The sequence below is a fragment of the Streptomyces sp. NPDC007084 genome, from assembly GCF_040703595.1.
GTDB lineage: Bacteria > Actinomycetota > Actinomycetes > Streptomycetales > Streptomycetaceae > Streptomyces.
Genome location: NZ_JBEYFY010000003.1, coordinates 210,877 through 230,766, shown reverse-complemented (window position 1 = coordinate 230,766; position 19,890 = coordinate 210,877). Strand labels below are relative to the sequence as shown.

Here is a 19,890-nt window from a genome sequence, read left to right as displayed (position 1 = left end):
TAAGTGAAGATCGTGCGACGTGTCGGGGCTACTCCACGCGAGCGTGGCAGCGCCACGGGCCAGTCCTGCCCCGACATCTTCGAGCTCAGCGATGGGAACTTCGCCGTCATCGGGCGCGAGGCCACCCAGGAGCTCGACCCGGAACTCCCGTCCGACGCCGCACGGGCCGACTACGAGCGGATCGTGGTCATCACGCGCGACACGCTGCTGCGCGCCAAGAAGGACATCCCGGACGCCTGACTTCCCGGCGGGTTCGCTGCGGCGTGACGACGGCCTGATCGTACGAGGCGGTCGAGCGGCTGCCCCTTGCTCGTGAGCGGTTCCCGGCGCATGACCGCGCGGCATTCCGGACGGGAAAGACCCGGTGTCATCACGGCACCGGGGCTTTCATGCGCGGCCCCGGCTTCGGACGCGCCGACGAGGGTGCCGGCCGGCGTGAGACGTAAGCCCGATTACGCGGCTCTATTCCTCGTCGGGCTCACCGATGACCCACCATTCGTCGGCCTCCGCGTCCGTCTGATCCTGGATCAGGGTGTCCATCATCCGGCCCAGTTGGGCCTCGTCGGACGTGTCGGGCAGGCTCTTGCGATGGTGCTTGGTGGCGGCCCAGTATTCGCGGAACACCGGGTTCTGGCACATGATCCGGAAGTGGCCGTGCAGCTCCGCGCGGTCGAGCGCCCCGATCCGGTGGAAGTACAGGGCGTTGATGTAGAGCGCGTTCGCGAACAGGTACTGGCGCTGCTTCTCGGGCCCGATCTCCGTCTCGTACGTGTTGAGAACGGCGGCGAGAGCGGGATCGTCCATGGCCTTGCACAACAGGTCGAAGTGGAGACGGTGCTGCTCGGTGAGGACGGCTCGCCTGCGGTGCCGCGAGCCGCGTTCCCGTACGGCGCCGACCGCGGAACCGGCTTTGGCCCGTGCGGCCGAGCCGAACCTCCGTATCGCAGAACTCTGTGTGGCCATGTCAACCCCCGAATCAGACGACCGTCCGCCGGTCGTCGGTTGTGGGGTGGCAGGGAGCTGACCGGCGAGCGGTGTGCTGAGCGCTTGCCGTCTCCCAGTGTTGCCGAGCGGCTCTGATCGGCGGGGAGGCGGAGAGGAGGCGCACGGAGGGACGTGCGGGTCGCGGTTCCCGGCGCCATGTCCAACGTGTGCCCCGCGAGCGCCGCCGACAATCGTCCCGTCAGGGGCGTTTCCTCCCGCTCGTATGCTGGGCCGGTATTCGTTCCGCGCGTGCGCGCCGGGCTCGTGAGCCGGGGCGCGCAGGTCTCAGAGAGGCGCACGTTGAGTCAGTCGAGTCCACGGCAGATCCCGGTCATCGTCCTCGCCGGTTTTCTGGGTTCCGGCAAGACCACGCTGCTCAACCATCTCCTGCACCATAGTGGCGGCAGCCGCATCGGAGCCGTCGTCAACGACTTCGGGGCGATCGAGATCGACGCCATGGCGGTGGCCGGCGCGCTCGGCGACTCCACCGTCTCGCTGGGCAACGGATGCCTGTGCTGCGCCGTCGACGTCAGTGAACTTGATCAATATCTTGACCGGCTCGCTCAACCCTCCGCCCGGATCGACGTCATCGTGATCGAGGCGAGCGGGCTCGCGGAACCCCGGGAACTCGTCCGCATGGTGCTGGCCAGCGAGCACCCGGGGATCGTCTACGGGGGACTCGTCGAGGTGGTCGACGCGGCCGAGTTCGACGGCACCCGCGTGAAGCATCCCGAGATCGACCGGCACCTCGCCCTCGCCGATCTCGTCGTCGTGAACAAGGTCGACCGCGCCGACGACCAGGAGCGCGTGCTGCACGTCGTCCGGGAGCTGGCCGACCGCGCCGCCGTCGTCCCGGCGGTCTACGGGCGCGTCGACCCGGAGTTCCTGTTCGACTGCAGGCCGAGCGAGGAACGTATCGGGCAACTGTCCTTCGACGACCTCCACCGCGACCAGGAGGGCGATCCGGGACACGAACGGGCCGGACACGCGGGCGACGGGCACGGGGGCGGCGGGCACGGGGAGAACGGACACGCCGCCGAGGGACACGGAGACGGCGGACACGCCGGTCACCTGCACGCCGCCTACACGTCCCTCTCGTTCACCTCCGACGTGCCGATGGACCCCCGGCGCCTGATGGCCTTCCTCGACAGCAGGCCCGACGGGCTCTACCGGATCAAGGGGCACGTCGACTTCGGCGTCCAGGACCCACGCAACCGGTACACCGTGCACGCCGTCGGAAGGTTCCTGCGGCTCTACCCGACGCCCTGGGCAGGACCGGACGAGCGGCAGACTCAGCTCGTGCTCATCGGGTCCGGCATCGACACGGCGGCTCTCACCAAGGAGCTGGAGGCGTGCGAGGAGGACGCCCCACACGCCGACGAACACAGCATGTGGGGCGTCCTCCGGTACGTACAGGAGCCCGACTCCGACGACTGACCGGACTCCGGGAGCGCGAACCCGGACACGGACACGGACCCCAAGGACAGCCCCGAACGCCGGGAGCAGCCCCGGAGTCCGCGAGCCGGCCCGGAGTCCGCGAGTCGGCCCGGAGTCCGCGAGTCGGCCCGGAGTCCGCGAGCCGGCCCGGAGTCCGCGAGCCGGCCCGGACTACACCGGCCCCGCCACCACCGACACCGTCCGGCCCAGGGAGATGCCCGAGCCGTCACGGCGCGGGTCGATCTCCGGCAGGTCGACGGGCGTGCCGTTCTTCTGTGCCGCGCGTCCCGGCGTCGCGCCCGCCCAGGCCAGCGACAGGCAGTCCTCGCCCTTCAGGAACCGCTGGCAGCGCACACCGCCCGTGGCGCGCCCCTTGCGCGGGTACTGGTCGAAGGGGGTCAGCTTGGCCGTGGTCTGGACGGAGTCGTCGAGCGTGCCGCGCGAGCCGGCCACCGTGAACACCACCGCGTTCACCCCCGGGTCGACCGCGGTGAACGAGATCACCTTCGCGCCGTCGGCCAGCTTGATGCCCGCCATACCGCCCGCCGCACGCCCCTGCGGACGGACCTGCGAGGCCTGGTAGCGCAGCAACTGGGCGTCGTCCGCGATGAAGACGAGGTCCTCCTCGCCGGTGCGCAGCTCGACGGCGCCGACGATCCGGTCGCCGTCCTTGAGGGTGATGACCTCCAACTCCTCCTTGTTCGAGGGGTAGTCGGGCACCACTCGCTTGACGACACCCTGTTCGGTGCCGATCGCCAGGCCGGGCGAGGACTCGTCCAGCGTGGTCAGGCAGATCACCGTCTCGTCCGGTTCGAGGGAGGACAGGAACTCCGAGATCGGCGCGCCCCCGGAGAGGTTGGGCGCGGACGCCGTCTCCGGCAGCCGGGGGAGGTCGATCACGTTCAGGCGCAGGAGACGGCCCAGGGACGTGACGACGCCGATCTCGCCGCGCGCCGTCGCGGGCACCGCGGAGACGATCACGTCGTGCTTGGTGCGCTTGCCGTCCGGGTCCTGCTCGAAGGGGTCGTCGTTCGCCGTGCGGGCCAGCAGGCCCGTCGAGGACAGCAGCACCCGGCACGGGTCGTCGGCGACCTGGAGCGAGACGGTCGGGGCGGGCGAGCCGGCGGACTCCAGGAGCACCGTACGCCGGTCGGTGCCGAACTTCTTGGCCACCGCTGCCAGTTCGCCCGAGACCAGCTTGCGCAGCTCGGCGTCCGAGTCCAGGATGCCGGTCAGCTCGTCGATCTCGCCCGTCAGGCGGTCGCGCTCCGACTCCAGCTCGATGCGGTCGAAACGGGTGAGGCGGCGCAGCGGTGTGTCCAGGATGTACTGCGTCTGGATCTCGGACAGGGAGAAGTGCTCGATCAGCCGCTCCTTGGCCTGCGCCGAGTTGTCGCTGGAGCGGATGAGGCGGATGACCTCGTCGATGTCCAGGAGCGCGACGAGAAGCCCCTCGACCAGGTGCAGCCGGTCGCGCTTCTTGCCGCGGCGGAACTCGCTGCGGCGGCGCACGACGGTGAACCGGTGGTCGAGGTAGACCTCCAGCAGTTCCTTGAGGCCGAGGGTGAGCGGCTGGCCGTCCACCAGGGCCACGTTGTTGATGCCGAAGGACTCTTCCATCGGCGTCAGCTTGTAGAGCTGTTCGAGGACGGCCTCCGGCACGAAACCGTTCTTGATCTCGATGACCAGGCGCAGTCCGTGCGCACGGTCGGTGAGGTCCTTGACGTCGGCGATGCCCTGGAGCTTCTTCGAGCCGACCAGGTCCTTGATCTTGGCGATCACCTTCTCCGGGCCGACGGTGAAGGGCAGTTCGGTCACGACGAGGCCCTTGCGGCGGGCCGTGACGTCCTGCACCGAGACCGTGGCGCGGATCTTGAAGGTGCCGCGGCCCGACTCGTAGGCGTCCCTGATCCCGGAGAGGCCGACGATCCGGCCGCCAGTGGGCAGGTCGGGGCCCGGGACGTGCTTCATCAGCGTTTCGAGGTCGGCCCCCGGGTAGCGGATGAGGTGCCGGGCGGCGGCGATGACCTCGCCGAGGTTGTGCGGCGGCATGTTGGTGGCCATGCCGACGGCGATGCCCGACGAGCCGTTGACCAGGAGGTTCGGGAAGGCGGCCGGGAGGGCTACCGGCTCCTGCTCTTGGCCGTCGTAGTTGGGTGAGAAGTCGACCGTGTCCTCATCGATGGACTCGGTCATCAGTGACGTCGCGTCGGCCTGCCGGCACTCGGTGTAGCGCATGGCGGCCGGCGGGTCGTCGTTGCCGAGCGAACCGAAGTTGCCGTGGCCGTCGACCAAGGGCAGGCGCATCGAGAAGGGCTGCGCGAGCCGCACCAGGGCGTCGTAGATCGACGCGTCTCCGTGCGGGTGGAGCTTGCCCATGACCTCGCCGACGACGCGGGCGCACTTCACGTAGCCGCGGTCGGGGCGCAGGCCCATCTCGTTCATCTGGTACACGATGCGCCGGTGCACCGGCTTGAGGCCGTCCCGGGCGTCCGGCAGGGCTCGCGAGTAGATGACCGAGTACGCGTATTCGAGGAAGGAGCCCTGCATCTCGTCCACGACGTCGATGTCGAGGATCTTCTCCTCGTACGAGTCGTCGGGCGGCGGGGTCTTCGTGCTGCGGCGGGCCATCGCTGCTGCGGCTCCTTCACAGTCTCTGCCGGGGCATGAACGGGATCTGACGCGGACCATTGTGGACCGCCCCGCTGACAACGCGGACCGCGACCCGTCCGTAGCGCCGTCGCCGAGCGCCTCTCGACCCGTCCGTAGCGCCGTCGCCGAGCGCCCCTCGACCCATCCGTGGCGTCCTTCCAGAGCGCCCCGCCACCCGTCGGTAGCGCCCTCCCCAAGAGTTTCCGCGAGCCTTCTCGGCAGGCTCCCGGAGGCCGTTCCCGAGGAGTCCCAGGGGGCGCGCGGCGGCAGCCGTGAGTCTCGCTCTCGGCGTACGAGGTGCGGGAACTTCGCCAGGCGTCCGCGCGCTTGCATACAGTGGCAGGACCGACAGGAATGACGCAGTTCCGCGATCGAAGGGACGTACATGCCCATGGGTCACACGGCCACCGCCGAGGCAGGCTCCGGCGGCCTGACAGCGACCGAGCACCGCCTGGCCAACGGCCTGCGCGTGGTGCTCTCCGAGGACCATCTGACCCCGGTCGCGGCGGTGTGCCTCTGGTACGACGTCGGCTCGCGCCACGAGGTCAAGGGCCGGACCGGGCTCGCCCACCTCTTCGAGCACCTGATGTTCCAGGGTTCGAAGCAGGTCCACGGAAACGGCCACTTCGAACTCGTCCAGGGCGCGGGCGGCTCGCTGAACGGCACCACGAGTTTCGAGCGCACCAACTACTTCGAGACCATGCCGACCCACCAGCTCGAACTGGCCCTCTGGCTGGAGGCCGACCGGATGGGCTCGCTGCTCGCCGCGCTGGACGAGGAGTCCATGGAGAACCAGCGCGACGTCGTGAAGAACGAGCGCCGCCAGCGCTACGACAACGTTCCGTACGGCACCGCGTTCGAGAAGCTCACCTCGCTCGCGTACCCCGAGGGCCACCCGTACCACCACACGCCGATCGGGTCGATGGCGGACCTGGACGCGGCCACCCTGGAGGACGCCCGCGCGTTCTTCCGCACCTATTACGCGCCGAACAACGCGGTCCTGTCGGTCGTCGGCGACATCGACCCCGAGCAGACGCTCGCCTGGGTCGAGAAGTACTTCGGCTCCATCCCCGGGCACGACGGCAAGCCCGCCCCGCGCGACGGCTCGCTGCCGGACGTCATCGGCGAGCAGCTCCGCGAGGTCGTCGAGGAGGAGGTCCCGGCGCGCGCCCTGATGGCCGCCTACCGCCTCCCGGAGGACGGCACGCGCGCGTGCGACGCCGCCGACCTCGCCCTCACCGTCCTCGGCGGCGGCGAGTCCTCCCGGCTCTACAACCGGCTCGTCCGCCGCGACCGCACCGCCGTCGCCGCCGGCTTCGGCCTGCTGCGGCTCGCCGGAGCGCCCTCCCTGGGATGGCTGGACGTGAAGACGTCCGGTGACGTCGAGGTCCCGGTCATCGAGGCCGCCGTCGACGAGGAGCTGGCCCGGTTCGCCGAGGAGGGCCCGACCGCCGAGGAAATGGAGCGCGCCCAGGCCCAGTTGGAGCGCGAGTGGCTGGACCGCCTCGGTACCGTCGCCGGCCGCGCGGACGAACTGTGCCGGTACGCCGTCCTGTTCGGCGACCCGCAGCTCGCCCTGACCGCCGTACAGCGCGTCCTGGAGGTCACCGCCGAAGAGGTCCAGGAGGTCGCCAAGGCCCGCCTGCGCCCCGACAACCGCGCGGTGCTCGTCTACGAGCCCACCGCACCCGAAGCCACCGACGCCGCTGACGACACCGACGCCGCTGACGACACCGACGAGGAGGCGGCGAAGTGACCGAACTCGCCACCATGGACTTCCACCCGCAGCCCCAGGCGGGACAGCCGAAGCCGTGGGCGTTCCCCGCCCCCGAGCGCGGCACCCTGGACAACGGCCTGACCGTGCTGCGCTGCCACCGCCCCGGCCAGCAGGTCGTCGCCGTCGAGATCGTCCTCGCCGCCCCCCTGGAGGCCGAGCCCGCGGGCCTGGACGGCGTCGCCACGATCATGGCGCGCGCCTTCTCCGAGGGCACCGACAAGCACTCCGCCGAGGACTTCGCCGCCGAGCTGGAGCGCTGCGGCGCCACGCTCGACGCGCACGCCGATCACCCCGGTGTCCGGCTCTCCCTCGAAGTGCCCGTCTCGCGGCTTCCCAAGGGGCTCGGGCTGCTCGCGGACGCCCTGCGCGCGCCGGCCTTCGCGGACAGCGAGGTCGAGCGCCTGGTGCGCAACAGGCTCGACGAGATCCCGCACGAGACGGCCAACCCGGGCCGCCGCGCGGCCAAGGAACTCTCCCGGCAGCTCTTCCCGCCGACGGCACGCATGTCGCGCCCGCGCCAGGGTTCCGAGGAGACCGTCCAGAACATCGACTCCGCGGCCGTGCGGTCCTTCTACGAGAAGCACGTCCGTCCCGCGACGGCCACCGCCGTGATCGTCGGCGACCTCACCGACGTGGACGTGGACGAGCTGCTCGGCGACACCCTCGGCGCCTGGACCGGATCGTCCGCCGAGCCGCGCCCGGTGCCGCCGGTGCACGCCGATGACACGGGCCGCGTGGTCATCGTGGACCGCCCCGGCGCCGTGCAGACCCAGTTGCTCATCGGGCGGGTCGGCGCCGACCGGCACGACCGTGTGTGGCCGGCCCAGGTGCTCGGCACCTACTGCCTGGGCGGCACCCTCACCTCGCGTCTGGACCGCGTCCTGCGCGAGGAGAAGGGCTACACCTACGGCGTACGGGCGTTCGGCCAGGTCCTGCGGTCCGCGCCGGATGGCACCGGTGCCGCGATGCTCGCCATCAGCGGCTCGGTCGACACCCCGAACACCGGGCCGGCGCTGGACGACCTGTGGAAGGTCCTGCGCACCCTGGCGGCCGAGGGGCTCACCGACGCGGAGCGCGATGTCGCCGTGCAGAACCTGGTGGGCGTGGCGCCCCTCAAGTTCGAGACCGCCGCGGCCGTCGCGGGCACGCTCGCCGACCAGGTCGAGCAGTACCTGCCGGACGACTACCAGTCGACGCTCTATCGGCAACTGGCCGCCACCGGCACGGTGGAGGCCACCGCGGCAGCCGTCAGCGCCTTCCCGACGGACCGTCTGGTGACGATCCTGGTGGGCGACGCGGCGCGGATCGAGGAGCCGGTGCGGGCCCTGGGCATCGGTGAAGTCAGCGTGGTCTCCGCGGAGTAGCACCGTGTGACCGAGATGGGCCCTGGTGACCGAAGCGTCGCCAGGGCCCTCTTTTGCGCGCACATCACCGCCAGGATGTCCGTATTGGTACGGAGGTTGGCTTCTGCGCTGTGGGATGCGCTACAAAAACCGTGATCCGTTTGTTGTTCGAAAGATGCCCCGTTTAGCGTCTGTCCGGCTGTTCGTCAGGCAGTGCGCCGCGCCCGCGGCACCGGACAGCCATCGCCGAGTCCCCGCATGGCGCGAGCCAGGGGAGCCGGGGACCCACACGTAGTCCCTGGGGTGAATCGGACGCCCTCCCCGGAGGGGGTCCGTAGGAGACCTTCCTGCTCCGAACCCGTCAGCTAACCCGGTAGGCGAGAAGGAAGGAAAGGATCAGCCCCTTTATGGCGTTCACCTGTGGCACCGGGAAGCATCGTCGTCCGAGCCGCGTGCAGCGCACCACCAAGAACGCCGTCGGCGTCGCGGCCCTCACCACCACCGGTGTCCTCGGAACCCTCGCGGCGCCCGCGTTCGCCGCGACCCCCTCCGTCGAGCAGACCGGGCTGACCCAGGCCGTCACCATCGGTGACTCCGTCGCCGAGCAGATCGACGAGCAGGCCGCCGCCCAGCAGCACGCCGCCGAGGTGGCCGCCGCGCGGGAGAAGGCCGAACAGGCCGCGCGCAAGAAGGCCGCAGAGCAGGCCGCGAAGGCTCGCGAGACCAAGGAGCGGGCCGCCCGCGCCGCCGAGCGCAAGCGGCTCAACACCTTCGTCATGCCGATCTCCGGCTCGTACGTCTCCACCGGCTACAAGACCGGCGGCAGCCTCTGGTCCTCCGGCAGCCACACCGGTGTCGACTTCCACGCGGCCTCGGGCACCCCGGTGCACTCGGTCGGCGCCGGCACGGTCGTCGCGGCCGGCTGGGGCGGTGCCTACGGCAATCAAGTAGTGATCAAGATGCACGACGGCACGTACACCATGTACGGGCACCTGTCGTCCATCGGTGTCTCCGTGGGCCAGACGGTCACCCCGGGCCAGCAGATCGCCCTCTCCGGGTCGACCGGCAACACCACGGGACCGCACCTGCACTTCGAGGCGCGCACCACCGCCGAGTACGGCTCCGACATGGACCCGGTCGCCTACCTCCGCTCGCACGGTGTGAACGTCTGACGACCGCTTCGCGGCTTCTCCACCGTTTTCGATGCCCCGGCTCACCGAGCCGGGGCATCATCGTTTCCGGAGGCCGACTGTCCAAAAAATATCCATGGATTCAGGCCCGCCATCGGAAATTAAGGCTTCCTGCAATAGAGTCACTGAACAAGCGTCAATCGATGGCGTTTCGCGGGGATTAAAGCGGAGGTCCGGTCATGCGTATTCCGGCGCACTCGGTATGCACGGCGATCCGGGACGACATCGTCGCGGGCGTCTACGAGCGTGGCGGCCGGCTCACCGAGGAACTGCTCGCGCGGCGCTACGGCGTCTCGCGCGTCCCCGTGCGCGAGGCCCTGCGCACCCTGGAGGCCGAGGGTTTCGTGGTCACCCGGCGGCACGCGGGCGCGTGCGTGGCCGAGCCCACCGAGCAGGAGGCCGCGGACCTTCTGGAGATGCGCATACTGCTGGAGCCGCTGGGTGCCGCGCGCGCCGCCCAGCGCCGCACCGAGGCTCACCTCAAGGTGCTCCGCGGGCTGGTCAGGCTGGGCCAGGAGCGCTCCAGGCGGGGCAACAGCGAGGATCTGCGCTCCCTGGGCGGCTGGTTCCACGAGACGCTCGCCCAGGCCTCCGGCAGCCCCGCGCTGACGTCGACGCTGTCCCAGCTACGGCACAAGATCGCCTGGATGTACGCGGTGGAGGCGCCGGCCAACCCCGCGGAGTCCTGGGCGGAGCACGGCGGCATCGTGGACGCGGTCGCCCGCGGGGACGGTGAGCGGGCCCGCGCGATCACGGCCCTGCACGCCGAGCGCTCGGCGTCCGCGCACCGGCTGCGCTTCCCGGCCGGCGGGGACCGGCAGGACCGTGTGAGGACTTCGCAACATCCCGTAAACATGACGGGTCAACGCCATTAACACGGGCGCCGTATACAAAGAGGGTTATTCGGCGAAGCGCTGTTTCCGCTGCCGCTTTCTTCGCGCGCCCGGAATTCACGGTGCGCGCTCATTTCGTTCACGCGACTCGTTCGCGTCGCGCGCCCACGCGTTTCCCGCGTGTGCCGGCATGAATTCGGGCAGCACGCGGGAATTCCCGGGGCGGCGTACGGAAACGGCTGAGCCGCGCTCCCGGTGAGGGGTGGCGCGGCTCAGCCGTGTGAAGGTCCGAGTGCCTCGCGGGCTCGGCTCAGACGGTCTCGGGAAGCTCGTCGAGCCCCTCGGCGACCAGCTTCGCCAGACGGTCGAGGGCGGCGTCCGCACCCTCGGCGTCCGACGCGAGGACGATCTCCTCGCCGCCCTGGGCACCCAGGCCCAGGACCGCCAGCATGGAGGCCGCGTTGACGGGGTTGCCGTCGGCCTTGGCGATCGTCACGGGGACGCCGGAGGCCGTGGTGGCCCGGACGAAGATGGAGGCGGGACGGGCGTGGAGACCCTCAGCCCAGCCGACGTTGACGCGGCGCTCAGCCATGTGATGCTGCCCTTCAGGTGTTCAGGGTTGTCTAGACCAGTGTCCCATATCGGGAAGCGGACCCGGACGGCCCGCGTCCCGGCCGCGGACGGTATCCCCACGGCCTCGGGGTGACATGCGTACCCGACAGACTGCCTCGCGCCGTTGTCGTACGCGAGCCGTAGTCTGGGGCCCATGCAGACCTCGTCGGACCGGCACGAGTACCCCGCGCACTGGGAAGCCGACGTGGTGCTGCGCGACGGCGGCACCGCGCGCATCCGCCCCATCACGGTCGACGACGCCGAGCGCCTCGTCAGCTTCTACGAGCAGGTCTCGGACGAGTCGAAGTACTACCGCTTCTTCGCGCCCTACCCCCGGCTGTCCGCCAAGGACGTCCACCGCTTCACGCACCACGACTTCGTGGACCGGGTGGGCCTCGCCGCCACGGTGGGCGGCGAGTTCATCGCGACCGTGCGCTACGACCGGATCGACGCCCGGGGCCTGCCCGCGTCCGCGCCCGCCGACGAGGCGGAGGTCGCCTTCCTCGTGCAGGACGCCCACCAGGGCCGCGGCGTGGCCTCGGCCCTGCTCGAACACATCGCGGCGGTGGCCCGCGAGCGCGGAATCCGCCGCTTCGCCGCCGAGGTCCTGCCCGCGAACAACAAGATGATCAAGGTGTTCACGGACGCCGGCTACACCCAGAAGCGCAGCTTCGAGGACGGCGTCGTACGCCTGGAGTTCGACCTCGAACCCACCGACCGCTCGCTCGCCGTACAGCGGGCCCGGGAGCAGCGCGCCGAGGCCCGCTCCGTGCAGCGCCTCCTGGCGCCCGGCTCGGTCGCCGTCATCGGCGCGGGACGCACCCCCGGAGGGGTCGGCCGCAGTGTCCTCGACAACCTCCGCGAGGCCGGCTTCACCGGCCGCCTGTACGCGGTGAACAGGGCCCTGGAGGAGAAGGAACTCGCCGGCGTCCCCGCCCACCGCTCCGTCCGCGACATCGAGGAGCCCGTCGACCTCGCGGTCGTCGCCGTCCCCGCCGAGCAGGTCCCCGAGGTCGTCACGGAGTGCGGCGAGCACGGCGTGCAGGGCCTCGTCGTGGTCTCCGCCGGGTACGCCGAGAGCGGGCCCGAGGGGCGCGAGCGCCAGCGCGAACTCGTCCGGCACGCCCGCACGTACGGCATGCGCATCATCGGGCCGAACGCCTTCGGGGTCATCAACACCTCCCCCGAGGTGCGGCTCAACGCCTCGCTCGCCCCGGAGATGCCGCGCCCCGGCCGGATCGGGCTGTTCGCGCAGTCCGGCGCCATCGGCATCGCCCTGCTCTCCCGGCTGCACCGGCGCGGCGGCGGCGTCACGGGCGTCACCGGCGTGTCCACCTTCATCTCCTCCGGCAACCGGGCGGACGTGTCGGGCAACGACGTCCTCCAGTACTGGTTCGAAGACCCGGACACCGACGTCGCCCTGATGTACCTCGAATCCATCGGCAACCCGCGCAAGTTCACCCGCCTCGCCCGCCGCACCGCCGCCGCCAAGCCACTGGTCGTCGTCCAGGGAGCACGGCACGGCGGAGCCGCCCCCCAGGGACACGCGGTACGGGCCACTCGGCTGCCGCACGCCACCGTCTCCGCCCTGCTGCGCCAGGCCGGGGTGATCCGGGTGGACACGATCACCGAACTGGTCGACGCCGGACTGCTGCTGGCCCGCCAGCCGCTCCCCAGGGGACCCCGGGTGGCGATCGTCGGCAACTCCGAGTCCCTGGGACTGCTGACCTACGACGCCTGTCTCGCCGAGGGGCTCCGGCCGCTGCCGCCGAAGGACCTGACCACGGGCGCCTCGCCGGCCGACTTCCACCGGGCGCTCTCGGACGCCCTCGCCGACGACGGCTGCGACGCCGTGGTCGTGACGGCCATCCCCGCCGTGGGGGAGACCCCGACCGCCGACGCCGCCCTCGCCGAGGCGCTCCGCTCCTCCGCCCTGGCCGCCCCCGCCAAGCCCGTGCTCGTCGTCCACGTCGAGCTGGGCGGCCTCGCGGAGGCCCTGTCGGCCGCCGCCAGCACCGCGCCCCAGCCCGCCGCCCCGCCCGCCGGCGCCGCCTCCGGAGCGGGCCGGCGCTTCCACCCCGCCGACGGAGAGCCGCCCGCCGAGGCCGGCTCCGAGCCCCCGCCGGACTCCCGGCTCATCCCCGCCTACCCCGCCGCCGAGCGGGCCGTCCGGGCCCTCGCCGAGGCCGTCAAGTACGCCCAGTGGCGGCTCGACGCCACCGAGCCCGGCAAGGTCCCCGAGTACGAGGACATCGACGAGAAGGGCGCGGCCGAGCTGATCGACGGGCTCCTCGCGCGCGGGGAGGGCCTGACCCTCGACGGTGACGACACCGTCGAACTGCTCGGGCGGTACGGCATCGACGTGCACCGCGTCCTGCCCGCCCCCACCCCGGACGACGCGGTCGCCGCCGCGCGCGCCATCGGCTACCCGGTGGCCCTCAAGACCACCGCGCCGCACCTGCGCCACCGGGCCGACCTGGGCGGCGTACGGCTCGACCTGGCCGACGAGGAGCAACTGCGCCGCGCGTACACGGAGTTGACCGAGCTGTTCGGCGCGCCGGCGGTGCTGCGGCCGGTCGTGCAGGCGATGGCGCCCCGGGGCGTCGACACGGTGGTCCGCGCCGTCATCGACCCGGCCGCCGGTGCGGTGCTCTCCTTCGGGCTCGCCGGAGCCGCCTCCGAGCTGCTCGGGGACACGGCGCACCGGCTGATCCCGGTCACCGACCGGGACGCCACCTCCCTGGTCCGGTCGATCCGGACGGCACCACTCCTGTTCGGCTGGCGCGGCTCCGCACCGGTCGACACGGCGGCCCTCGAACAGCTCATGCTGCGGGTGTCCCGGCTGGTCGACGACCACCCGGAGGTCGTCGCCGTCGCCCTGGAGCCGGTGGTCGTCGCCCCGACCGGCGCGAGCGTCCTGGGCGCCACCGTGCGCCTCGCCCGCGCCCCGATCCGGGACGATCTCGGCCCCCGGACCCTGCCCGTCGTCTGACCGCGCGAGCCGCCCGTCGGGCACACACCCGGCCGGGCGCCGCCGCCCCCGGACAGGCGCGGCCGGGCGGCTCGGCGTGCCGGATCCCCGGTGATCCGTCCACGACAGACCCACGCGAGCGGTGCCTCGCAGTCAGTGGGCCCCCGTAGGATGGACGTCATGGCCAAGACCAGTACGACGACCCAGGGGCTGCGAGCGGCGATCGAGCGCAGCGGCTACTACCCGGCCCTCGTGGCCGAGGCGGTGGAGGCCGCGATCGGCGGCGACACCATCCGGTCGTACCTGGTCCATCAGGAGACGACGTTCGACGCGAACGAGGTGCGCCGGCACGTCACCGTGCTCGTCCTCACCGGCAACCGCTTCATCGTGAGCCACACCGACGAGCAGAACGCCGACACCACGTCTCCCACCCCCTACGCGACCACCTCGACCGAGTCCGTCAAGATCGGCCGGATCTCGTCCGTCGTCCTCAGCCGCGTCGTCGCGAACCCCGAGTCGTACACCCCGGGCACCCTGCCCCGCGAGGTCGTCCTGACCATCGGCTGGGGAGCCGTCAGCCGTATCGACCTGGAGCCCGCCGCCTGCGGCGACCCCGACTGCGAGGCGGACCACGGCTACACGGGCAGCTCGACGGCCGACGACCTGAGCCTGCGCGTCAGCGAGGCCGGAGACGGCCCCGAGACCGTGCAGCAGGCCCTCGCCTTCGCGCAGTCCCTCTCCGAAGCGACCGCGGACGTCAGCCGCTGATGGCGCTGCCCACCTGGGACCACCCGGAACCGCTCGCCGTCGACTCCGCGCCCGTCCCCGAGTACGGCGCCGGATCCCTGGCCGACCTGCTGCCCACGCTCGCCGCGGGCATGGCAGTACCCGGCATGACCGCCGCCATACCGGAGCTGGCTCCGGCCGACCGGAACTGCGTGTTCCTCATCGACGGTCTCGGCTGGGAGCAACTGCGGGCCCACCCGGACGAGGCCCCCTTCCTCACCTCGCTCCTCGCCTCCTCGCGCGGCGGCACGGGGCGTCCGATCACCGCGGGCTACCCGGCCACCACCGCGACATCCCTCGCCTCCGTCGGCACCGGCCTGCCCCCGGGCGCGCACGGTCTGCCCGGCTACACCGTGCGCGACCCGGCCACCGGCGAGCTGATGAACCAGCTCCGCTGGAACCCGTGGACCGACCCGCGCGCCTGGCAGCCCCACCCCACGATCTTCCAGCTCGCCGACGCGGCGGGCGTGCACACCGCCCAGGTCTCCTCGCCCACCTTCCAGAACACCCCGCTAACCAAGATCGCGCTGAGCGGCGGCACGTTCCACGGACGGCTCTCCGGCGAGGACCGCGTGGACCTCGCCGCCGGGCAACTGGCCGCGGGCGACCGCTCCTTGGTCTATACGTACTACGCTGAGGTCGACGGCAAGGGCCACCGCTTCGGCCTCGACTCCGACCCCTGGCGCGGCCAGTTGATGTACGTCGACCGGCTCGTACAGCGGCTCGCCGAGCAGCTTCCGCCGCGCTCGGCGCTGTACGTCACCGCCGACCACGGCATGATCGACATCCCGTTCGACGAGCAGCACCGCATCGACTTCGACGAGGACTGGGAGCTGCGCGCCGGCGTGGCCCTGCTGGGCGGCGAGGGCCGCGCCCGGCACGTCTACGCGGTCCCGGGCGCCCAGGCGGACGTGCTGACCTGCTGGCGCGAGGTTCTCGGCGAGCAGTTCTGGATCGCCTCACGGGACGAGGCGATCGCGGCCGGCTGGTTCGGCCCCCACGTGGACGACCGGGTCTACGACCGCCTGGGCGACGTCATCGCGGCCGCCCGGGACGACGTCCTGATCATCGCGTCCGAGCGGGAGCCCAAGGAGTCGTCCATGGTCGGCAACCACGGCTCGATGACCCCCGCCGAGCAGTTGGTCCCGCTGCTCCAAGTCCGTTCCTGACGCCCGCCCCGTCGCCGCTCATTCCCTCGCCCCCGCTGCCGAAAGGTGCTCGACTCCCCATGCCCGAGCTGGTGTTCTTCTCCGGAACGATGGACTGCGGGAAGTCCACGCTGGCTCTCCAGATCGAGCACAACCGCTCGGCGCGGGGCCTCCAGGGCATGATCTTCACGCGTGACGACCGCGCGGGCGAGGGCAAGCTGTCCTCGCGTCTCGGCCTGGTCACCGACGCGGTCGAGGTGGCTGACGACCAGGACCTGTACGCCTATGTGGTCGACCACCTCTCCCAGGGCGGCCGGGCGGACTACGTGATCGCGGACGAGGCGCAGTTCCTGGCGCCGGGTCAGATCGACCAACTGGCGCGGGTGGTGGACGACCTCGACGTCGACGTGTTCGCCTTCGGGATCACCACCGACTTCCGCTCCAAGCTCTTCCCCGGCTCCCAGCGACTGGTCGAACTCGCCGACCGGGTCGAGGTCCTCCAGGTCGAGGCCCTGTGCTGGTGCGGAGCCCGGGCCACGCACAACGCCCGCACCATAGGTGGCGCGATGGTCGTCGAGGGCGCCCAGGTCGTCGTCGGTGACGTCAACCAGCCGGACGACATCGGCTACGAGGTCCTGTGCCGCCGGCACCACCGCCGTCGTATGACCGCCGCCACGGCCCACGCGAGTGCCCTGTCACCGGACGTCCTCCCGATCTCCCAGGCCTGAAACGCCGGACGTTGACCGCATGGATCACATGACGGCAGACATTGATCCATCAAGTCCCGGCATGATCGACCGCGTGGATCAACGAGAACATCGCCCCCTCGGGGTCCGCCACCGTGGCCACCCGCCCGTGCGGGGAGTCGTGGGCCGGCTTGAGGAGATGCCCGCCGAGTTCCCTGACACGGCGCACGGTCTCGTCGACGTCGGCGGCCTCGAAGTACGTCAGCCAGTGCGGACCACGGTCCCGGGGAAGGGCGTTGCCCACCCCGTGGATGCCGGCCACCGGCCTGCCGTCGATGTGCAGCGTCACGTAGTCGAAGTCGGCCGAGACGGTCGGCTCCAGCTCGTAGCCGAAGACCCCCTGGTAGAACTTGACCACGCTGTCGCTGTCCCGCGTCACCAGTTCGTTCCACGCCGGGGTGCCGGCCACCCCGGTGATCGCCGTGCCCAGATGGGCCGCGACCTGCCAGATGCCGAACACCGCGCCCGACGGGTCGGAGGCGATCGCGAGGCGCCCGGCCTCGTCCGCGTCGAGCGGGCCCACGCCCACGGTGCCGCCGCTCTGCCGTACCGTCGCGGCCGTCCGGTCCGCGTCCAGCGAGGCGAAGTAGGGCGTCCAGGCGATGGGCAGATGGCGGTCGGGCGGCAACTGGCCGATGCCGGCCACCTCGTGGCCGTCGAGCAGGGCCCGCGCGTAGGGGCCCAGTTGCTGCGGCCCCGGCTGGAACTCCCAGCCGAACAACTCTCCGTAGAACTCTTGGGTCGCGGCCATCTCGTGCACCATCAGGCTCACCCAGCAGGGTGCGCCGGGCGCGTGCCGAGCGTGCGTGCTGCGGTTCAGGCCGGCTGACCCCCGTGCCTCGGTCATCGTCACTCTCTTCTCGGCCCCTCGCGGTGGCCGGTCACCTTCCGCCTACGAGCCCGCGTACGCGTACTCCGTCGCGTACCCGCACGCCCCGTGCCCGATGGTCGCACCACAGCCCGTGCCGTGCGTCCCGGCCGCGCCGCCGTTCGGCGGCACACGGCCGGAGGATGCCCGAACTGCCGTCGCCCCGCCGTTTCGGGGCGATTGCCGCGTGATGTCCATCGGTTGTACAGCATGTGCCCGATCCCGTACACGCGGTGACCGGACCTGCCCGGCGGAGCACAGTAGCCGGACCTGGACAACACGGCCACCCCGTGCGCGAGGATGGTGGCCATGAACGCCATCATCACCGCATCCGAACTCGCGAGCGATCTCGCGGGGCCGAACCCTCCGGTTCTCCTCGACGTCCGCTGGCAGTTGGGCGGCCCCAACCTGCGCTCCGCGTACGAGGAGGCGCACATCCCGGGTGCCGTCTTCGTCGACCTGGATTCCGAACTCGCTGGTCCGGCCGGTGCCGGGGGCCGTCATCCGCTGCCCGACCCGGAGGTCTTCGGCGCGGCCATGCGGGCCGCCGGGGTGTCCGCGGACCGTGATGTGGTCGTGTACGACGGCGGGCAGGGCTGGGCCGCCGCGCGCGCCTGGTGGCTGCTGGGCTATTCGGGTCATCCGTCGGTACGCGTGCTTGACGGCGGCTTCGCCGCCTGGACCGGACCGGTGTCCTCTGAGGTCCCCGCCCCGGCGCACGGAACGTTCGTACCGGCGCCCGGCGCCCGGCCGTTGCTCGACGCGGACGGAGCCGCCGCGCTCGCCCGCTCGGGGCTGCTGCTGGACGCCCGCGCGGGGGAGCGGTACCGGGGCGAGGTCGAGCCGATCGACCGGGTCGGCGGGCACATCCCCGGCGCGGTCTCCGCGCCGACAACGGAGAACGTGGCGGAGGACGGCCGGTTCCGGCCCGCCGCCGAACTCGCCGACCGCTTCAAGTCGCTGGGCGCGACGCCCGCCTCCGAGGTCGGCGTCTACTGCGGCTCCGGTGTCTCCGGCGCGCACCAGGTGCTGGCACTCGCCGTGGCCGGGATCCCGGCCACGCTGTACGTGGGTTCGTGGTCGGAGTGGTCCCAGGACGAGGACCGCCCGGTCGCGGTGGGCCCCGACCCGCAGTAACGGCGCGGCCCGGTGGCCCCGGACCCGCCCCAAGGGCCGTCGTCGGTGCACCCGGACCCGCCGCGCCCACGGGACTCCGGGCCTTCCGGCGCGCGAAGGCCTCGCGCACCAGGTTCCGGCGCACCACCTGACGTGCGAGGTTCCGGCGCGTGGCCACCTGACGTGCGTGGGCGTGGCGGACGACCCGGCGCACGAGAACGGGGCCCGCACCACACCGGTGCGGGCCCCGTCCAGGTCCATCCGACTAGTCCTGCTTCTTCCGCCGTGTGCCGAAGACGATCTCGTCCCAGCTCGGGACGGCCGCTCTGCGGCCCGGGCGGACCCCGTCGGCCTCGGCCTGGCGGTCGGTCGAGCCGACCAGCCGGTCGCGGTGGCTGCCGACGGATCGAGGCATCAGGACGTCCGCGTAGGCGGAACCGGCACCGGCGGAGGCGGCGGGAGCCGGCGGCTCCTCCTCCTCGGGCTCGGTGTCGGGCTCCTCCGTGACCGGACGCTGGGCCGTGGTCGCGGCGGGCCGCTCGGGCACCACCATGTCGCCGCGGAAGCTGGGCACCGCCTCCAGGAGGCTGGTGAGCGAGTCCCGTTCGCCGGTCTCCTCGGCCGGCTCCGGGGGCGCCGCGGGCAGGCTCGGGCGCTCCATCTGCCGGTCCAGGGCGCGGTCCAGCGGGCGGTCCCGGGGGAGCCGGGCGATCCGAGGCACGAACGGGAAGCTCGGCTCGGGCGCCGCGAGGTCCTCGGACTCGCCGATCAGCGAGCGCGCCTCGTCGTCGACGGCCTGGACGAGCCGCCGGGGCGGGTCGTACGTCCAGCTCGCCGCGTGCGGCTCGCCCGCGACCCGGTAGACCAGCATGACTTCCCAGGTGCCGTCGTCACGGCGCCAGGAGTCCCACTGGACGGTGTCCTTCTCGGCGCCCCGGATCGTCAGGCGCTCCTGGACGGCCTCGCCGAGCTGGGGTCCGACGTTCTCGCCGGGCCGGCGCACGGGGGTCTTCCGGGCGCGCTCGGCCATGAAGGCGCGCTCGGCCAGGACGGGTCCCTCGAACCGGCGGACGCGGTCGACGGGGATTCCGGCGAGCTGGGCCACCTCCTCGGCGGAGGCGCCGGCGCGTATACGCGCCTGGATGTCTCGGGGGCGGAGATGGCTCTCCACCTCGATCTCGATCTGGCCGAGGCGGGGACGGTCACCGCGTACCGCGGCGCGCAGACGCTCGTCAATCGGAAGCGTGTACTCCGTGCTGTCCGCAGCCTTCAGCACCAGCCGTGTGCCGTCGTTAGAGACGGCCACGACACGCAGTTCGGGCATGGGGACCTCCCGGGTGGTGCCTGCCGACGTCACGTGCGTCGCTGCTTCCGCTAGTCGAGTGTGGCCTGCCCGGGTGCAGCCTGCCACAACCTTGCCGAGTTGC

General features: G+C 71.8%; 16 protein-coding genes and 1 riboswitch. Of the genes, 11 read left to right on the top strand and 5 right to left on the bottom strand.

Features of this window, described 5'->3' with window-relative positions:
* Positions 1–3 precede the first annotated feature (3 nt).
* A complete protein-coding gene (locus AB0912_RS04560) occupies positions 4–240 on the top strand; it encodes a hypothetical protein (protein ID WP_366696451.1) in 237 nt (78 codons plus the stop codon).
* 222 nt (positions 241–462) lie between these two features.
* Here the strand turns inward: AB0912_RS04560 and AB0912_RS04555 are convergent, their stop codons facing one another.
* Positions 463–963 (bottom strand): DUF6082 family protein, encoded by a 501-nt coding sequence (locus tag AB0912_RS04555; RefSeq protein ID WP_366696450.1) that lies wholly within the window; start codon positions 961–963, stop codon positions 463–465.
* A 321-nt stretch (positions 964–1,284) separates the two neighbouring features.
* Here AB0912_RS04555 and AB0912_RS04550 point away from each other — a divergent pair, with 321 nt between their 5' ends.
* Positions 1,285–2,421, top strand: coding sequence for a CobW family GTP-binding protein (locus AB0912_RS04550; protein ID WP_366696449.1), 1,137 nt, complete (start codon positions 1,285–1,287; stop codon positions 2,419–2,421).
* A 171-nt stretch (positions 2,422–2,592) separates the two neighbouring features.
* On the opposite strand, the gene AB0912_RS04545 is transcribed toward AB0912_RS04550, so the two are convergent.
* Positions 2,593–5,052, bottom strand: a complete 2,460-nt coding sequence (locus AB0912_RS04545) for a DNA topoisomerase IV subunit A (protein ID WP_366696448.1) — start codon at positions 5,050–5,052, stop codon at positions 2,593–2,595.
* Between the two features lie 412 nt (positions 5,053–5,464).
* On the opposite strand from AB0912_RS04545, the gene AB0912_RS04540 reads away from it, so the two are divergent.
* The 4 genes from AB0912_RS04540 to AB0912_RS04525 all read left to right on the top strand — a co-directional run bounded on the left by AB0912_RS04540 (position 5,465) and on the right by AB0912_RS04525 (position 10,258).
* Entirely contained in the window at positions 5,465–6,829 is a 1,365-nt protein-coding gene (locus AB0912_RS04540) for a pitrilysin family protein (RefSeq protein ID WP_366696547.1), read from the top strand.
* Positions 6,826–8,214 carry a pitrilysin family protein gene (locus tag AB0912_RS04535; RefSeq protein ID WP_366696447.1) on the top strand — a complete coding sequence of 463 codons (1,389 nt, stop codon included), beginning with the start codon at positions 6,826–6,828 and terminating at the stop codon, positions 8,212–8,214. The genes AB0912_RS04540 and AB0912_RS04535 overlap by 4 nt, the downstream gene beginning before the upstream one ends.
* Before the next feature lie 213 nt (positions 8,215–8,427).
* Positions 8,428–8,587, top strand: a riboswitch (cyclic di-AMP (ydaO/yuaA leader).
* Positions 8,588–8,600: 13 nt separating this feature from the next.
* Positions 8,601–9,365 carry a M23 family metallopeptidase gene (locus AB0912_RS04530; protein ID WP_366696446.1) on the top strand — a complete coding sequence of 255 codons (765 nt, stop codon included), beginning with the start codon at positions 8,601–8,603 and terminating at the stop codon, positions 9,363–9,365.
* Between the two features lie 197 nt (positions 9,366–9,562).
* Positions 9,563–10,258, top strand: coding sequence for a GntR family transcriptional regulator (locus AB0912_RS04525; protein ID WP_366696445.1), 696 nt, complete (start codon positions 9,563–9,565; stop codon positions 10,256–10,258).
* Between the two features lie 268 nt (positions 10,259–10,526).
* Here the strand turns inward: AB0912_RS04525 and AB0912_RS04520 are convergent, their stop codons facing one another.
* Positions 10,527–10,808 carry an HPr family phosphocarrier protein gene (locus AB0912_RS04520; RefSeq protein WP_081219834.1) on the bottom strand — a complete coding sequence of 94 codons (282 nt, stop codon included), beginning with the start codon at positions 10,806–10,808 and terminating at the stop codon, positions 10,527–10,529.
* A 174-nt stretch (positions 10,809–10,982) separates the two neighbouring features.
* On the opposite strand from AB0912_RS04520, the gene AB0912_RS04515 reads away from it, so the two are divergent.
* From AB0912_RS04515 to AB0912_RS04500, 4 genes are all read left to right on the top strand, one after another.
* Positions 10,983–13,820 carry a GNAT family N-acetyltransferase gene (locus AB0912_RS04515; protein WP_366696444.1) on the top strand — a complete coding sequence of 946 codons (2,838 nt, stop codon included), beginning with the start codon at positions 10,983–10,985 and terminating at the stop codon, positions 13,818–13,820.
* Between the two features lie 159 nt (positions 13,821–13,979).
* Positions 13,980–14,567 carry a DUF5998 family protein gene (locus AB0912_RS04510; protein ID WP_366696443.1) on the top strand — a complete coding sequence of 196 codons (588 nt, stop codon included), beginning with the start codon at positions 13,980–13,982 and terminating at the stop codon, positions 14,565–14,567.
* A complete protein-coding gene (locus AB0912_RS04505) occupies positions 14,567–15,754 on the top strand; it encodes a nucleotide pyrophosphatase/phosphodiesterase family protein (RefSeq protein WP_366696442.1) in 1,188 nt (395 codons plus the stop codon). The genes AB0912_RS04510 and AB0912_RS04505 overlap by 1 nt, the downstream gene beginning before the upstream one ends.
* A 59-nt stretch (positions 15,755–15,813) precedes the next feature.
* Entirely contained in the window at positions 15,814–16,461 is a 648-nt protein-coding gene (locus AB0912_RS04500; RefSeq protein WP_366696441.1) for a thymidine kinase, read from the top strand.
* Positions 16,462–16,510: 49 nt separating this feature from the next.
* Here the strand turns inward: AB0912_RS04500 and AB0912_RS04495 are convergent, their stop codons facing one another.
* On the bottom strand, positions 16,511–17,326 hold the full coding sequence (locus AB0912_RS04495; RefSeq protein ID WP_366696440.1) for a VOC family protein: 816 nt from the start codon (positions 17,324–17,326) through the stop codon (positions 16,511–16,513).
* Positions 17,327–17,656: 330 nt separating this feature from the next.
* On the opposite strand from AB0912_RS04495, the gene AB0912_RS04490 reads away from it, so the two are divergent.
* Positions 17,657–18,484 (top strand): sulfurtransferase, encoded by an 828-nt coding sequence (locus AB0912_RS04490; RefSeq protein ID WP_366696439.1) that lies wholly within the window; start codon positions 17,657–17,659, stop codon positions 18,482–18,484.
* A 244-nt stretch (positions 18,485–18,728) separates the two neighbouring features.
* Here AB0912_RS04490 and sepH read toward each other — a convergent pair whose 3' ends face one another.
* Positions 18,729–19,787, bottom strand: coding sequence for a septation protein SepH (gene sepH / locus AB0912_RS04485; protein WP_366696438.1), 1,059 nt, complete (start codon positions 19,785–19,787; stop codon positions 18,729–18,731).
* Positions 19,788–19,890 lie beyond the last annotated feature (103 nt).

What these genes read in the sequence shown, in the direction of transcription:
- AB0912_RS04555 (WP_366696450.1), bottom strand. Translation starts at nt 963, where the DNA reads ATGGCCACACAGAGTTCTGCGATACGGAGGTTCGGCTCGGCCGCACGG.
- AB0912_RS04545 (WP_366696448.1), bottom strand. Translation starts at nt 5,052, where the DNA reads ATGGCCCGCCGCAGCACGAAGACCCCGCCGCCCGACGACTCGTACGAG.
- AB0912_RS04540 (WP_366696547.1), top strand. Translation starts at nt 5,465, where the DNA reads ATGGGTCACACGGCCACCGCCGAGGCAGGCTCCGGCGGCCTGACAGCG.
- AB0912_RS04530 (WP_366696446.1), top strand. Translation starts at nt 8,601, where the DNA reads ATGGCGTTCACCTGTGGCACCGGGAAGCATCGTCGTCCGAGCCGCGTG.
- AB0912_RS04525 (WP_366696445.1), top strand. Translation starts at nt 9,563, where the DNA reads ATGCGTATTCCGGCGCACTCGGTATGCACGGCGATCCGGGACGACATC.
- AB0912_RS04520 (WP_081219834.1), bottom strand. Translation starts at nt 10,808, where the DNA reads ATGGCTGAGCGCCGCGTCAACGTCGGCTGGGCTGAGGGTCTCCACGCC.
- AB0912_RS04515 (WP_366696444.1), top strand. Translation starts at nt 10,983, where the DNA reads ATGCAGACCTCGTCGGACCGGCACGAGTACCCCGCGCACTGGGAAGCC.
- AB0912_RS04510 (WP_366696443.1), top strand. Translation starts at nt 13,980, where the DNA reads ATGGCCAAGACCAGTACGACGACCCAGGGGCTGCGAGCGGCGATCGAG.
- AB0912_RS04505 (WP_366696442.1), top strand. Translation starts at nt 14,567, where the DNA reads ATGGCGCTGCCCACCTGGGACCACCCGGAACCGCTCGCCGTCGACTCC.
- AB0912_RS04500 (WP_366696441.1), top strand. Translation starts at nt 15,814, where the DNA reads ATGCCCGAGCTGGTGTTCTTCTCCGGAACGATGGACTGCGGGAAGTCC.
- AB0912_RS04495 (WP_366696440.1), bottom strand. Translation starts at nt 17,326, where the DNA reads ATGACCGAGGCACGGGGGTCAGCCGGCCTGAACCGCAGCACGCACGCT.
- AB0912_RS04490 (WP_366696439.1), top strand. Translation starts at nt 17,657, where the DNA reads ATGAACGCCATCATCACCGCATCCGAACTCGCGAGCGATCTCGCGGGG.
- sepH (WP_366696438.1), bottom strand. Translation starts at nt 19,787, where the DNA reads ATGCCCGAACTGCGTGTCGTGGCCGTCTCTAACGACGGCACACGGCTG.